Origin of the sequence: Qiania dongpingensis (assembly GCF_014337195.1) — a bacterium.
Classification (GTDB): domain Bacteria; phylum Bacillota; class Clostridia; order Lachnospirales; family Lachnospiraceae; genus Lientehia; species Lientehia dongpingensis.
Genome location: NZ_CP060634.1, coordinates 1,382,165 through 1,396,124, shown reverse-complemented (window position 1 = coordinate 1,396,124; position 13,960 = coordinate 1,382,165). Strand labels below are relative to the sequence as shown.

17 protein-coding genes are annotated in these 13,960 nt (G+C 50.2%); 12 read left to right on the top strand and 5 right to left on the bottom strand.

The annotated features are described in order from the left end of the window. The first annotated feature begins 23 nt into the window (after positions 1–23). The 5 genes from H9Q78_RS06685 to sigF all read left to right on the top strand — a co-directional run bounded on the left by H9Q78_RS06685 (position 24) and on the right by sigF (position 3,418). Positions 24–176, top strand: coding sequence for a hypothetical protein (locus tag H9Q78_RS06685; protein ID WP_231061983.1), 153 nt, complete (start codon positions 24–26; stop codon positions 174–176). Between the two features lie 7 nt (positions 177–183). After that, positions 184–1,581, top strand: coding sequence for a tetratricopeptide repeat protein (locus tag H9Q78_RS06680; protein WP_249304490.1), 1,398 nt, complete (start codon positions 184–186; stop codon positions 1,579–1,581). A gap of 202 nt (positions 1,582–1,783) precedes the next feature. After that, positions 1,784–2,122, top strand: a complete 339-nt coding sequence (locus tag H9Q78_RS06675; RefSeq protein ID WP_249304488.1) for an STAS domain-containing protein — start codon at positions 1,784–1,786, stop codon at positions 2,120–2,122. A 79-nt stretch (positions 2,123–2,201) separates the two neighbouring features. Continuing rightward, on the top strand, positions 2,202–2,687 hold the full coding sequence (gene spoIIAB, locus H9Q78_RS06670) for an anti-sigma F factor (protein WP_408635199.1): 486 nt from the start codon (positions 2,202–2,204) through the stop codon (positions 2,685–2,687). Positions 2,688–2,704: 17 nt separating this feature from the next. Then, positions 2,705–3,418: an RNA polymerase sporulation sigma factor SigF gene (gene sigF, locus H9Q78_RS06665; RefSeq protein ID WP_249304486.1), complete on the top strand. Its 714-nt coding sequence runs from the start codon at positions 2,705–2,707 to the stop codon at positions 3,416–3,418. A gap of 71 nt (positions 3,419–3,489) precedes the next feature. Here the strand turns inward: sigF and H9Q78_RS06660 are convergent, their stop codons facing one another. The 5 genes from H9Q78_RS06660 to H9Q78_RS06640 all read right to left on the bottom strand — a co-directional run bounded on the left by H9Q78_RS06660 (position 3,490) and on the right by H9Q78_RS06640 (position 5,564). Further along, positions 3,490–3,702 carry a hypothetical protein gene (locus H9Q78_RS06660; RefSeq protein WP_249304484.1) on the bottom strand — a complete coding sequence of 71 codons (213 nt, stop codon included), beginning with the start codon at positions 3,700–3,702 and terminating at the stop codon, positions 3,490–3,492. 65 nt (positions 3,703–3,767) lie between these two features. Next, complete coding sequence (locus H9Q78_RS06655) at positions 3,768–4,220, bottom strand: SpoVA/SpoVAEb family sporulation membrane protein (RefSeq protein ID WP_249304761.1); 453 nt, start codon at positions 4,218–4,220, stop codon at positions 3,768–3,770. A gap of 90 nt (positions 4,221–4,310) precedes the next feature. Beyond that, the gene (locus H9Q78_RS06650; protein WP_249304482.1) at positions 4,311–4,730 is read right to left on the bottom strand and encodes a stage V sporulation protein AB; all 420 of its coding nucleotides are present in this window, start codon (positions 4,728–4,730) and stop codon (positions 4,311–4,313) included. Next, on the bottom strand, positions 4,720–5,346 hold the full coding sequence (locus tag H9Q78_RS06645) for a stage V sporulation protein AA (RefSeq protein ID WP_249304481.1): 627 nt from the start codon (positions 5,344–5,346) through the stop codon (positions 4,720–4,722). Before H9Q78_RS06645 ends, H9Q78_RS06650 begins: the two co-directional genes overlap by 11 nt. Further along, positions 5,343–5,564 carry a hypothetical protein gene (locus tag H9Q78_RS06640; protein WP_249304479.1) on the bottom strand — a complete coding sequence of 74 codons (222 nt, stop codon included), beginning with the start codon at positions 5,562–5,564 and terminating at the stop codon, positions 5,343–5,345. The genes H9Q78_RS06645 and H9Q78_RS06640 overlap by 4 nt, the downstream gene beginning before the upstream one ends. A gap of 247 nt (positions 5,565–5,811) precedes the next feature. On the opposite strand from H9Q78_RS06640, the gene H9Q78_RS06635 reads away from it, so the two are divergent. From H9Q78_RS06635 to H9Q78_RS06605, 7 genes are all read left to right on the top strand, one after another. After that, positions 5,812–7,311 (top strand): PucR family transcriptional regulator, encoded by a 1,500-nt coding sequence (locus H9Q78_RS06635; protein ID WP_249304477.1) that lies wholly within the window; start codon positions 5,812–5,814, stop codon positions 7,309–7,311. A 337-nt stretch (positions 7,312–7,648) separates the two neighbouring features. Next, positions 7,649–8,890, top strand: coding sequence for a hypothetical protein (locus tag H9Q78_RS06630; RefSeq protein WP_249304475.1), 1,242 nt, complete (start codon positions 7,649–7,651; stop codon positions 8,888–8,890). A gap of 35 nt (positions 8,891–8,925) precedes the next feature. Continuing rightward, positions 8,926–9,942 (top strand): aminomethyltransferase family protein, encoded by a 1,017-nt coding sequence (locus tag H9Q78_RS06625; protein ID WP_249304474.1) that lies wholly within the window; start codon positions 8,926–8,928, stop codon positions 9,940–9,942. 17 nt (positions 9,943–9,959) lie between these two features. Next, positions 9,960–10,868, top strand: a complete 909-nt coding sequence (locus H9Q78_RS06620) for an SDR family NAD(P)-dependent oxidoreductase (protein WP_249304472.1) — start codon at positions 9,960–9,962, stop codon at positions 10,866–10,868. A 24-nt stretch (positions 10,869–10,892) separates the two neighbouring features. Then, positions 10,893–12,305, top strand: a complete 1,413-nt coding sequence (locus H9Q78_RS06615; protein WP_249304471.1) for an MFS transporter — start codon at positions 10,893–10,895, stop codon at positions 12,303–12,305. Between the two features lie 9 nt (positions 12,306–12,314). Then, positions 12,315–13,067 carry an SDR family NAD(P)-dependent oxidoreductase gene (locus H9Q78_RS06610; RefSeq protein ID WP_249304469.1) on the top strand — a complete coding sequence of 251 codons (753 nt, stop codon included), beginning with the start codon at positions 12,315–12,317 and terminating at the stop codon, positions 13,065–13,067. Further along, positions 13,016–13,954 carry an SDR family NAD(P)-dependent oxidoreductase gene (locus H9Q78_RS06605; RefSeq protein WP_249304467.1) on the top strand — a complete coding sequence of 313 codons (939 nt, stop codon included), beginning with the start codon at positions 13,016–13,018 and terminating at the stop codon, positions 13,952–13,954. Before H9Q78_RS06610 ends, H9Q78_RS06605 begins: the two co-directional genes overlap by 52 nt. Positions 13,955–13,960: the final 6 nt, after the last annotated feature.

Below are 13,960 nucleotides of genomic sequence, written 5' to 3'. Positions count from 1 at the left end.
GATTTTAGAGAGGATGAGTCTGTATGCTGAATTTTGAGGAAGAGCTGGCCAAATTCAAGCCCAGTCGGGATATTGACCAGGTGGAGGATACCATCGTGAACCGGGACATCACAGATGTGACGGATATCATGGTGGAGTTTTTGAAAGAACAGTACGAACAGGACGGCAGAGAGTAGGAATTTTATGGAATGTTTATATTGCCATCATCAGATGGGCACCGGAAAATACTGCCCTGTCTGCGGACGAGATGTGTCCCTGTACAGGAAAGTGGTCAAGGCCTCCAACACGTACTATAATGTGGGGCTGGAAAAGGCGAAGGTGCGGGATTTGAGCGGCGCGGCCGTTTATCTCAGAAAAAGTCTTGATCTATATAAAAAGAATACGGATGCCAGGAACCTCCTGGGCCTCATTTATTATGAAATGGGTGAGACGGTGGATGCGCTGGCAGAATGGGTCATCAGCAAGAATCTCCAGCCGGATGACAATCTGGCGGCAGAGTATCTTAGAAAGCTCCAGTCCAGGCAGTCCAGGCTGAATCAGATGAATCAGACCTTGAAGAAGTTCAACCAGGCCTTGTACTATGCCCGCCATGACAGTGAGGATCTGGCGCTCCTGCAGGCCAAAAAGGTCATCAGTATGAATCCCAGGTTTGTGAAAGCGTATCAGCTTCTGGGGCTCCTCTACCTGAAAAAGGAGGAGTATGCAAAAGCTGAAAAGACCATCCGGGCGATTCTGACCATCGACGTGAACAACACGGCGGCTCTTTCTTATTTGGACGAGCTCAAGGATATCGCGAAAAATAAAAAGGCGATCGCAAAGGAAAAGAGCAGGAAGCAGGCCAAAAAGAATGTGGAGCGGGATCTGTTCGAGGATGCGGTCCGGGATGAGGCTATTGTGCCCACCTACCGGGAGGGTACAGGGAGCTGGGCCACGGTGCTTTTGCTGGCGGTGGGGCTTGTAGTCGGTGTGCTGTTTACGTATTTCCTGATTCTGCCAGTAAAGGAAAAGGCGTTAAATACCAGCTTCAATGAGAACATCCTGACTTATAATGAAAAGATCGCGGAGCGGGATACGAACATCACCGGTCTCCAGGGGCAGATTGACAGCCTGAATGAGGAAAAGGGCAATCTGCAGAATGAGCTGGCCGCTTATACCGGGGAGGGCGGCATCATCAACGAATACAATAAGCTTCTGAATGTGCTGACGCTGAAAGCCAGCGGGGATTATATCGGGGCCATGGACTCCATTTCCTCCATAGATCCCAGCCTGGTGACCAACGAAATCTTCCAGAATGTATACAATTCCCTGAATTCAGAGTTCAAGGACAGCGGTGTGCAGAACCTGTTTAACCTGGGAAAAGCGGCATATGACGCCAGGAACTGGGAGACGGCCAGGGTGTATTTTGCAAAGTGTCTGGAGCTTCAGCCGGACTATCCGGAGGTGATCTTCTATATAGGCGTATGCTATCAGAACCTCAGTGACTGGGGAACGGCCGTGAGTTATTATAACCAGCTCATTGACAATCCTGCGTATTCGGGGACGGCATGGGGCGCTCAGGCGCTCCAGCAGAGAGGCTATTAGGAAAAAAGACGGACATGCTGTCTGCCGTGCAGGCGGACAGGGCCGGAAAACAGAAAGTATAAGGAACACATACAAAGGAAAAATGATTTGTATGTGTTCCTTTTTTTGCAGAAAATCTGAGGAATTCCGGCATAAAACGCCGGCAGTCGGTGAGAAATGTAAAAACAATGTGAAATATCTGCAGAGCAGGAGGTATAGAAAAGTGGAAAATGGGGCAAACTATAAGGTCAGAGGTACGGTGCTCTATGCGCTGATGCCGAAGGAGGTAGACCATCACAGCAGCCAGGAGATGAAATTGGGAATTGCCGAAGCGCGGGGGAAGCGAAAGGTCACAAGACTGGTCTTTGATTTTTCCAAAACGGATTTCATGGACAGTTCAGGAATTGGGATGATCCTGGGCCGCTATAAAGAAATGGCGGCTGTGGGCGGGGAGGTATTTGTGAAAGACGCAAGTCCCAGGGTAAAGAAGATTCTGGAGATGTCAGGAATCTACCGCATCGTTCAGAGCTGGGACGGCCAGAATGAGGAAAGGGGAAGATAAAATGAAGAACGCTGTGGAAACAGAAAGGACAGAAGCTGCGAAAACGGAAAGAGACCGGAAGGAGGATGAGGGGCCGGATATGGACAGAAAACTAGAGGGAAATAGGAATATGGAATCTAAAAAGAAAGACAGAGCCGGTGAGACCGTCCATCTGGAATTTGAAAGTCATTCCCACAATGAGCAGTTTGCCAGAGTGGTGTCGGCGGTGTTCGCGGCCAGACTGGATCCCACGGTAGAGGAAATAGAGGACATCAAGACGGCAGTTTCCGAGGCGGTGACCAATGCCATCATTCATGGATACGAGAAGGAGATAGGGGTGGTCCATTTGGATCTTACCATAGAGGACAAGAGCCTGACCATTGTTGTAAGAGACGAAGGAGCAGGCATTGCCAATGTGAAGCAGGCGATGGAGCCGCTCTATACATCCAAGCCTTCTAAGGAACGGTCGGGCATGGGATTTTCATTCATGGAGGCCTTCATGGATGAGGTAACGGTAGAATCGGAGCTGGGAAAAGGGACAGAGGTCCGGATGGTAAAACGAATAGGCTCGATTTTTCCGCTGTGATACATAAGGAGGCGTGTATGGACGAGACAATGGAATTGATCCAATCGGCACACGCAGGGGATAAAGAAGCGAGAGACAGGCTGGTATCGGAAAACATGGGGCTTATCTGGAGTGTCGTACGGAGATTTCTGGGCCGCGGCCATGAACCGGAGGACTTGTTCCAGATAGGAAGCATAGGGCTTATAAAGGCCATTGATAAATTCGATATGTCGTTTGATGTCAGGTTCTCCACTTATGCGATACCAATGATAACTGGGGAGATCAAGCGTTTCCTCCGGGATGACGGAATGATTAAGATCAGCCGGTCACTGAAAGAAATGGCGACAAAGGCAAGGGCAGAAAAGGAAAAGCTGGGAGTGTCCCTGGGAAGGGAGCCTACGCTGGACGAGCTGGCTGGAGCGCTTCAAGTGGAGCCGACGGAGCTGGCTGCGGCCATGGAGTCCGGCGCTGAGGTAGAATCTCTCTACAAGACCATTTATCACGGCGACGGAAACGCTATATATCTGATAGACAAGCTGGAGGATGGAAGAGAAGAGGACGAAGGTGTCTTAAATAAAATTGTGATCACGAGGCTGCTAAAGGAACTGGCGCCGCAGGAGCAGCGGCTCATTGTCATGCGTTATTATATGGATAAGACACAGACACAGGTGGCGGAGGAGCTGGGGATATCTCAGGTGCAGGTGTCCCGCCTGGAAAAGAAGATTCTGCAGTCCATGAGGAGGCGTCTGTGAACATGAGGGTATATGGACGTATAAAACACCCCCTGAGAAGTGTACTCTTCTCCGGAGGTGTAGATTTTCCATTATCGAAACCGGTCTTTTTCTTCACCTAGACTGTTTACAAACCGTTCCATATCCTGCCTTGTGTGCATCTGACGGCTTTTTTCCACGGCGTTCTCTTTTTCCGCGTCTGACATGTTGGCAAAAGCCTTCATGGATTTTGAATTTGCCGCCAGGGACAGGCCAAAACCGATGGGCATGTCTCCGCCCTCGCCGATATTCCATTTGTTTTCCAAATCGTCCGCTCCCTTCCTGTTGCTTTGTATAGGATTTATTAATGCTGTTTCCGTTTCTTGACCTTTTATGCCCAGTACACTCCGGCCAGGTTTAGAATCCAGTACAGGATTCCGGCGATCCAGGAGGCAAATATTCCATAGAGGATCACAGGACCCGCGATCGTGAATATTTTACATCCAATACCGAAAACATGTCCTTCTTTTTTGTATTCGATTGCCGGCGCAACCACGGAGTTGGCAAACCCGGTTATCGGTACGAGGGCTCCCGCGCCGCCGAAGGTGACGATTTTGGGGAAAATATTAAGCCCGGTTAAAATGATCGCGCTTCCGATCAGGATAAGAAGCGTCCATGCGTTTGCCGCGTCTTTTTCCAGTCCATTGTTCAGGAAAATGTTGGTGAACCATTGGCCGATCGTGCAGATGATCCCGCCGGTCAGAAATGCCTTGCACATATTGAGCGGAGTATTGTGCGTCGGCGTCACCTTTTTCACATACTGCTCATACTCCTTTGGCTGCATTGTCTCATCGGGAAGGGGGATTTCCCCATTTTCCGCATTTCCCCGGTTCTTTACACCCTGTTCTTCTTTCATAATTCCAGTTCCTCTCTGTCAATGAATATTTAAGATAAAATAGACGGCAGCTCCAAGCCCTTTTCCGACCGCGATACTCAGTATCACATATTGCAGTCCTGTGGTCAGGTGGATTCTCCTGCTTAGTACAGGAAGCGCGTTGAGCGTTTCCGCCAGGGACATGATCAGGCATCCTACAAATACTCCGGCTCCGATGCCGAACAGCAGAAGGACCGGATAACCGCCTGGAACCGCGATCTCATAAAGATTCACGATATTGCCCAGTGTCCCTCCGGCCACGATAAAGTCCTCGATCAGCCGGATATGCTTGCCGGTGTGCGTCTTGCCGATCAGGCGGATCACTACGCCTATGGTGACGATAAAGGCGAAGATACCGGCCGCGATCACTCCGCCGGCACATAGGCCCACCAGGCCTAAAAACAGATATTTAAGAAACATCAATGCCTGATTCCTCCCTGCTCGCATTTTGGATCAAGGTAGTATTTACATCCGTCTCATAAGTTCGCATCTGAACCTCGATGGGAGTCGGATCCTTGGAAAGCGCCGCTTTGGAAAAGTGATTGAAGAATACGATGATTCCCAGAGGCAGGCCGATGGAATAGGTGAATTCCAATATCGTCGGCCCGCCGGCCTGTACTCCCATGACCTGATAATAGAGATGGCCGAATACATTGGAAACATCTCCGTCATTATTAAAGGTCATGATGGCAAAAGCCGCTCCGAAAAACGCGACAATACATACTGCCGCCGCCTTCAGCCAGTCCCAGACGGGGCTTGGCTTGACATTCGGCTGGTAATCGATGATGCAGTCTGTTTCACCTATATTATTGATTTCTACCCGGCTGTCCAGCTTTTCCATCTGTTTGATCAGGTCCATTACGGACAAAACATACCGCTCTTTCTTGTCTGCCTGAATGTTTATTACCTTGATGGCCTTGCATTTACTTTCGATTGCCTTGTCCCTGCACCAGATGCTTCCCAGCTGTCCTAAGAATACATCTCTTTCGTGGACCTCTGTGTTCTGATTCAGTTTCAGATAGAGGACTTCGCTCATATCTTTCTCGCCGCCTTACTGATCTTTTCGCACAGGAACATGCTCCCGTCTTTGAGCTTTTCCTGAAGAAGCTCGCCGCCGTCCTTTACTGACTGGACCAGCGTTCCTTTATTCTGGCTGGTTCCTTCCTTCATGGAAACCACATAGCAGATTACCGCAACGACAGCCGCCAGAAGAAGCAGTCCTATAATCCATTTCTTTGTTTTTGAGCAACACATATCATCAGCTCCTTTTCTGTCATTATCTGGTGATAGTATGATTGAAATGTTCCGTTTTTATTCCTTTAAAGTTTAGAAACAGATTTTATTTTAAACGTGGAGCGGCTGTGCGGATTGACGCTTTTTTCAAAGAATGGTATGATATAAAAAATTGTATTTTTATAAGTACAATGTGACGGATGAACGTACACGGTTATCCATCACTTTGTCGGATACAGGATTCCTTAGGGGAAGGGGGAGGGGTATCATGAAGCTCAATGCAGATATTCTTTATCAGAGTCTGTCCGAATATTTTGAGGTGATATGCTGCGGAAAGGAAATTTATTCCCTGACTCTGGAGCCCCCGGTCTTTTTTCGGGAGGGAATGGAGTACCGGACCGGAATGATCTGTGTAGGGAGGGCAGGGGAACTGCCGGAGCCGCAGAAGGTATCTGGATGCCTTCTGATCTGCGTAGGAGGGCGGATGCCCGCTTCTTGGAATCCGCGGGGATGCCGTCTGTTTTCCATTCCAGAGGAGGCAGATCTTCTCCTGGTGTTCAATGTACTTCAGGATACGTTTGCCAAATATGAAAGCTGGCGGGACAAATTGCGGCGGATTTTAGATAAGACGGCGGATATCGGGGAAATGATACGGATTACAGCTCCTTTGTTGAACGATTCCATCTCTTTTTGCAATAAACATTTGGAAATTGTGGCTCAGGCAGATCCGGATGGGGGAAACTCCCAACTCATTGGCGCTGCCTTAAGCGCCGACCGGGTCAGGAGTTTTTCAGATTCTCATGCCAGGAATGTCGCCATGAGAGAACCGTTTATTTATCATTCAGGTGAAAACGATATTTATTGTATCAACATTTATAAGCAGGGCAGTTATCAGGGGCTGCTCACACTGTCCAATGCCCATTCTCCTCATACGCGTGGGCAGCTGGAGTTATTTAAATTTTTTTTCCAGTATGCGAGCGCAGCTGTAGGCAAGCAGGCGGAAAGCGGAAAGAGCAGCCTTGTCACGCTGAAAACAGTTTTCCGGGATCTTTTGAGCTGTATGCCGGTCAGTGACTCCCGCCTTCTAAAAGCTCTCAGTATGGTCCCGAGGGAAAGAAGCAGCTGGGTATGCCTGGCGGCGAAGCCTTCCGGCATCATGGAAAGTCTTCCGATTGAATACCTCTGCGAGCAGGTGGAGACTTCATTTCCCGGAAGTCTGGCACTTCATGCTGAGCCCTACGTGGCGATGCTCATTCCGATGGAGTCCGCAGGTGTTCTTATGGGAGGACTGCCGGAGAGTCTGGAGCAGACCGCGGAGAAATTATTCTGTCATGCGGGGGTGAGCGGCCGGTTCACCAATATGCGGAAGGCAAGATTCTATTTTCGACAGGCTGTGGCCGCGCTTGAGACGGCAGACAATATGGAGCGGAAAGAGGTCCTGTATCTGTTTACAGATTACGCATTGTACTATGGGCTCAATAACAGCGTCGGGGAATTTCCATTGGAATACATGATGCCGGAGGGCCTGCTGCATTTGCGGAATGAGGAAGGGCAGGGAGAGTATGACGGCTGGAAAACGCTTAAGGTCTATCTGGACAATGAAATGAACGGCACACAGACAGCCAGAGACCTGTTCATCCACAGGACGACGCTTCAAAACAGGCTGCGGCGGATTGAACAATTGGTAGATTTAGCCACAGCAGAGAAGAGAATGTATATCAGGTATTGCATGTATTTACAGGAGATGTATGAGGAGATGCAAAAATAAGAATAGAAGAAAAACACCGGGCTGAGAAGTCCGGTGTTTTTTTATTTCACACCTTTCAGTATCATTCAAACAAATTTTTTTGCCTTATTTAAAAGGCATGAGGAAATCCGATTCCATCCAGGCGGCCCGCTGCCATAAGGCGCTTAACTGGAGCTTAATCGGAGGTTTCTAAAAATGATCTCAAAAAATATTTTGTCAGCTATTATGCCACACAAAGTGCTGAATTTTCTGCTTAAATATAGATTCAGTTTGTCGGATTTACAATTATAGGGGTATTCAGATAAGATAAAAGAAAGATTTTGCGAGAATTATGAGTTTTCTGAAAGGAGAGGGTATTATGAGCAAAAAAATTGATGAACGGATACCGAGGGAAGTCGGGAAGGGGGCGCTGCCGGATCATCCGGCCATCAAGACACCTTGGGAGAAACTGATCTCATACCATGATGCGGCACACTTTTGTTCCCGATATGGGGCGACGGTGGCGGCCAGTATGATGCAGGTGTACAGAATATTAGTCCCGGATTATGAGAAACGGTGCGAAGCGATCTGTAAAAATGCGTATGCGAGGTTATATCCTCTATTTTCGGGTCCGTATGGTCCGGTGATCGGAATCGATAAGCACAACGCACATCCGTTCTGCCGAGGTAATTTTACAGGTTCTTTGAACGGCGATTCCGGGGACGACCGGTATCTCATGTGCGGGCGCGTGACGGATTTTGGTACCTATCGTGTGGAAAAAGAACTGGATGTCTGTGACTGGGATATCGTCGGATCCGAGCTTTGCCGCGCCACGACTCAATCTCTGCAGGGGGTAGCAGACGGATATGCGGTTCATATGAAAGAAGGTCCCAGAGTGGAGTTTCATATGGTCGAGGCCAGAGGCTGCGGTGACCGGCATTGTCGTATCGTGGCGGAAAGCCGCGAGAAGTTTCCGATGCCGGAACATAAACAGTGGGAATGCTTCGGCCCTATCGCTACCTCCGACCAGATTAAAGATACGGCGGAGGAATATACCGTAAAGGAATCTATGATCTTCCGTGAAGAGACCAATTATAAATTCTGTAACGGGACCTGCATGGAAGAAGATCCCAATACGGCTCTGGCAGGCTGCGCGTCGGCGACAGGTACGGATTATCTGATTCCTGTCCTTGAGGAGCTGATCAAAGACGGTACACTGGACGAAAAATTCGTAGATCATGTCATCCGCTGCGTATTTGAAGCGGCCGGAAAGACAGCCTTTGGCGATTTTTATACAAAGGACGCGGTGCGAAGCTGGCTGGGAGCGCCGGCAGACGTAAATGACGGACGCCTGATGGGAGCCTATCTGGAAACGGTAATGCAGTGTCTTACGGTTCCTTATGAGATTGAAGCATTTAATAAAGAGGAAGTCATTTATCTTGTTGACCGCGCAAAACTTCAGAGAAGGATGCCCAGGCTGGTCACTGCATATCTGGCCCTGTGGGGCGGCGAGGTAAGGACACTGGCAGGCGCACAATGGTTTTTATGGGAGGAGCCTGGTGATGCAGGTGATGACAAGGTACGCATCGTGATCAAAAAGAAGATTGATAAGTACTGTTGATCTCGCAGTCAAGGATAGGAAAGGAGCATTCGGATATGTATCAAAATGTATATAAATATGACGAAATGAAGCGGTCGGAGCACATGGCCGTGAGGCAGACTGCCGGCTGGTATTATTGGACCCATCAGCTCCTTGAGGTGACGGGTAAAGATGCAGCCGCGTTCTTAGATAGGATGTTTGCCAATCCTGTTGCCAATCTGAAGGTTGGAAGAGACCGTTATACTGCCATGCTGAATGAAAAAGCGGAGATTATCGACGATGTAGTCGTCCTGAGGCTGGAAGAGGATAAATTCTGGGTATCTACTCTGTTTGTAAAAAAACTGACAGCCTGGTTCGACGCCCATCGTAACGGGGAAGAAACCGCTTATGAGGATGTGACCAAGAAATGGGATATGTACGCCGTTCAGGGCCCCAGGTCCAGAGATCTGGTGAATGCCTTGACGGATACTCCTGTGGATGAGCAGAAATTCTTCTCCATAGCGGATAATTCCATAGAGGGAATCCCTGTAAAGATCAATCGCGGCGGTTTTACCGGTGAGAAGCTTGGCTATGAGATATATGTGTCCCCGGAGCAGGGCGCGGCCATTGAGGAAAAATTAAGAGAAAAAGGGGAAGCCTTTGACGCAAAAGAGGTGACAGATTTTCAGATCATGGCGATCTCCCTTCCTACAGAGGCAGGCTTTTATTATATGCGCGATCTGATGTATACCAATCCTTTTGAGGTCGGCCTGGAACGGGGAATCGGCTGGGATAGAGATTTCATCGGAAGAGAGGCGCTGGAGAAGATCCGGGAGCAGGGACCGGCCCGTGAAATGCTGGGATTTACCGTAGAAGAAGCCGATGTCCATATTCAGCATAAAGGATTTGGCGGCCCCGGCGACCCTGTGCTCTTGGGCGGGAGAGAGGTTGGACGCGTTTCAAAGTTTACATACAGCTTTGTAAAGGATATCAATATCGGCTATATACTGGCGGAAAAGGGAACGCTGAAAGTCGGCGACCATGTGAGCGTCCATGGCTTTGACGGTGTGATCACGGAAAAACCGTTTATTTAGATGAGGGAGGAAATGATATGGCATTTGATCCAAAAGCGGCGGCAGCCGCTATGCTGAACAGCTATCTTGAAGATACATTATCTCTGGAAGAAATGCTTTCTGTAAAGGGGCAGGCGGCCATTGTAACAGGCGGCACCTCCGGACTCGGATTCTGCGCCGCCCAGCGCCTGTGCCAGGGCGGAGCGAAGGTGGTTATCGCCGGCTCTACGCAGGAAAAGGGCGATGTGGCCGTCGAGCTGCTCAGAACCAAGGGTTATGAAGTCTCATTCTGCAGGACAGACGTGCGGATTGAATCAGATGTGGAACGTCTGGTGGCATTTACGGCAGAAACCTATGGAAGCGTGGATATCCTTGTAACATCGGCGGGCGTGTGGAGCTTTGCCCATGTCTATGATATGCCGGAAGAGGAATTCCAGAGGATTATTGATGTCAATCTGGTCGGCGCGTTCCGTTGCGCAAAGCATGTGAGCAGATATATGACAGAGCATCAGGTCCGGGGCAAAATGGTATTGGTTTCTTCCAACAGCGCGTATTTGAGCCAGCCTCTTTTTGGCGGCTACTGCCATTATACTGCCTCTAAGGGCGGCGTAATAGCCATGACCCAGGAACTGGGAAAGGAACTGAAGCGTTTTGGCATCATGGTAAACACCGTGGCGCCCGGCGGCATGAAGACGCCCGGCTGTCTCACAAACGGGCCGGTTCGAACTCTTTCTCCTGAAAAGCAGAAAGAGATAGGGATTGAAATGCGTGCGGCTACTTTGGCGGAGGTTCCGACGGCGGACAGTGTCGCGATCGTGATCTATGGTTTCTGCACAAAGATGGCAGACGGCGTGACCGGAGAATGTATTGTTGCGGACAGCGGCATGCTGCGGAATATCGTGACTCACCAGCCGAAATGTGCGGAGTATCCTCCCCGTCAGGAATAAAGGCAGGCGTAGGGGGTATTGAGTATGAAAGGAGGAAATATGACGGAAAATAAAGCAGCTACCGGAAATGGATTTACCGGAAAGAAAAGATTGCTGTTGATCGTTGGCGTGCTTCTGACAACTGTAACATCTCAGGCGGCCAACTATGGAAACAATCTGGTCCTGCCGAGCAAATTGGTCCAGTTCAATATTACGGAAATGTACTCTCTGTATGCGACGCTGGGCGGCATGGGCATGATGATCTCGCTGCCCCTGGTGGGCATGCTCTGCAGCAAGTTCAGTGTGAAGAGAGTGACTCTGGCCGGTGTGATCTCCCATTTTGCAATCCGCTTCCTTTTGATGTTCGCGCCGAATGTGGGGATCTTTACAGCGCTCTGGGCAATGATGGGACTGGCGGCAGGATTGTACATATCGGCGCCGTACACCATGATGGCGACTATCGTTTCGCCGGAGGAGCGGCCGAAATTCTACGGTTTTATCGCTACGGCCTCAGCGGTCGGCTCGCTGGTCGGGCCGGGGCTTACAGGCGCTGTTATCGATGCCGTGTCCTCCAACGCGGGGCTGATCATCTATGGCGTTTTTGCGGTGATTCCTCTGATTACTCTGGGCCTGTTGTATCCATACCAAAAACGGCCTGGAAATGGAAAGAAGTTTGATTTTGGGGGCATTGCTCTTTTAATCGTCTTCGTATGCTGCCTGATCTTGTGGCTTTGTATGGTGGGATCGTATTTTGCGCTTCTCAGCGTGCCGGGAATCATTTTGCCTCTGGCGGCAGTCATAGCTCTTGTACTTTTAATAAAACTGGAACTGAGATCAGACAATCCTTCGGTGCCGGTGGAAATGTTCATAAAGAAGCGGTTCCGCGCCACATTCAGCGTGCAGGCTCTGATGGTCGCATATTCCACTTGTATAACGGCTTATGCGGTCCGTTACGTGACATATGTGATGCAGGGAACTTCATTTCAGAGCTCGACTGTGACCATGCCGCAGACCATCGTCCAGGCGATTGTCGGCCTGGCTATCGGGACTATTATCGGAAAGAACTTTAAAAAGCGGTTCCGTCCCATGGCCCTTTTGGCTCTCAGCATTTACGTGATAGCGCTGGTGATCCTTTCCACACTAAAGCCGGATTCCTCCATGCTGGTGATCTATGTGGCGACGGCGATCGGAGGTATCAGCCAGGCGATCACTCAGTCCATCCACGCTCCGTTTTTCCAGTCAGAGCTTAAACCGGATGAAATCCCGAAAGCGCAGGGGATGTATCAGTTCAGCAGCACCGGCGGCGCCAGTATTTTTGGAGCTATCTGCGGCGCGTGTATCAACTTTGGAGCGACCTTTAATCAGGTATTTCTGGTGGGGGCAGGGTTTGTTGCAGTGGCGCTGATCATTGCCATCTTTACATTCCGCTTCCCGAAGGAAGAACTGACAGAGGAATAGGAGGTTTATGTGGAAAAACGATTAGACGGAAAAGTGTTTCTGATCACAGGAGCCAGCAGCGGCATGGGTAAGGCTGTCACGGCCCGGTTCCTGGAGGAGGGGGCGAGGGCCGTCGCTGTAGGCAGAGATGAAAAGCGGATGGAACAGTGGAAAAAGGATCCCAGAGTGCGTCCGGTGATAGGGGATATCACGGAAAACGGAATGGCGGAAAGGATGGCAGGAGCTGCCAAAGAGACTTTCGGCCGCCTGGATGGAATCTGCAATGCCGCAGGAATCAATGACCTGAGCTATCCCCTTCTGGAGACGGATGATGAACGGTGGGACAGAGTCTTGGAGACGGATCTAAAGGCTCCCTTCCGTATTATCCGGGCCGCAGTCCCGCTTCTCGTGGAGAGCGGCGGAGGGAGCATTGTCAATATTGGTTCTTACGCAGCTCTCAGGGGGAATCACGGGCCCAGCTATACGGCGGCCAAGGCCGGTCTGGAGGGGCTGACTAAAAGCGTCGCGTTCGGCTTTGCGAAACAGAATATCAGATGTAATATCATCCATCCGGGAGGGACGAGGACAAATATCGGAGTGACCTCCGGAGGAAAATATCACGAGGCTCAGGGAGCGCTGTCCAAGCTTATTATGGATATGCCGGTCAACTGGTTTGGTTATCCTGAGGATATCGCAAATGTGTGTTTATTTTTATGCAGTGAGGAGGCAAAGTGGATCAACGGCGCCGTGATCTCTGTGGACGGCGGCATGTCTGTCTGCTGACGATGAAGAAAGAGAGGAAAGAAATGAGGAAAAAGCTTTCAGTGATCACTGGAGGAAGCAGCGGGCTCGGCCTTGCGGCAGCCAGATGTCTGGCATCCGAAACATCAGTCCTGCTCTGTGCCCGCGGGGCGGCAGGACTTGAAAAAGCGAAGGCCGGATTGCTGACCTTTGGCGCTGATGTCCATATATTCCAAATGGACGCCGCAGATGCAGAGGCGGCAAAGGCCTGTGCGGAGTACGCGGCGGGCCTGGGAGACGTGGTAAATGTCATCCATACGGCCGGAGTCTCGCCTGCCAATACAAAGGCAGAGGATATTTTGAGGATCAATACTCTTGGGCCTATCAACATTGTGCAGGCATTTTATCCGGTCATGGAAGAGGGCGGAGTGGTGATCTGCTTCGGATCGACGGCCGGTTATGTGATGGATACCAACGAGAAGATGGCCCCTTTGGCGCCGCTTGCCAAGCAGGTCTATGAAAAATGGAAGGAGCCTGGATTTCCCGCCCTGATGATGGATTTTTTGGCGGATGTGATGCATCTTCCGGAAAATGCCAGGGCCGGTTCTGCGTATTGCCTGTCCAAAAATTTTGTTAAATATTTTGTCTATGCCAATACATGGCGGTTTGCGAAAAAAGGCTGCCGGATTCTTTCCGTATCTCCCGGTTCTTATCTGACCCCGATGCATCAGGCTCTGATCGACAACGCGCCGGAGTCTGCCGAAAGGAATCTGCAGGGTATCCCTCTGCAGAGATGGGGACACCCTTATGAAATGGGGAAGCTGGTGGCGTTCCTTTGCAGTAAAGGCGCCGGATACATCACCGGAGTGGATATTCTTGCCGACGGAGGCTGTACCTTCGCAGGCACAGTCAACCAGATCGGAGAGTAAAAAAAC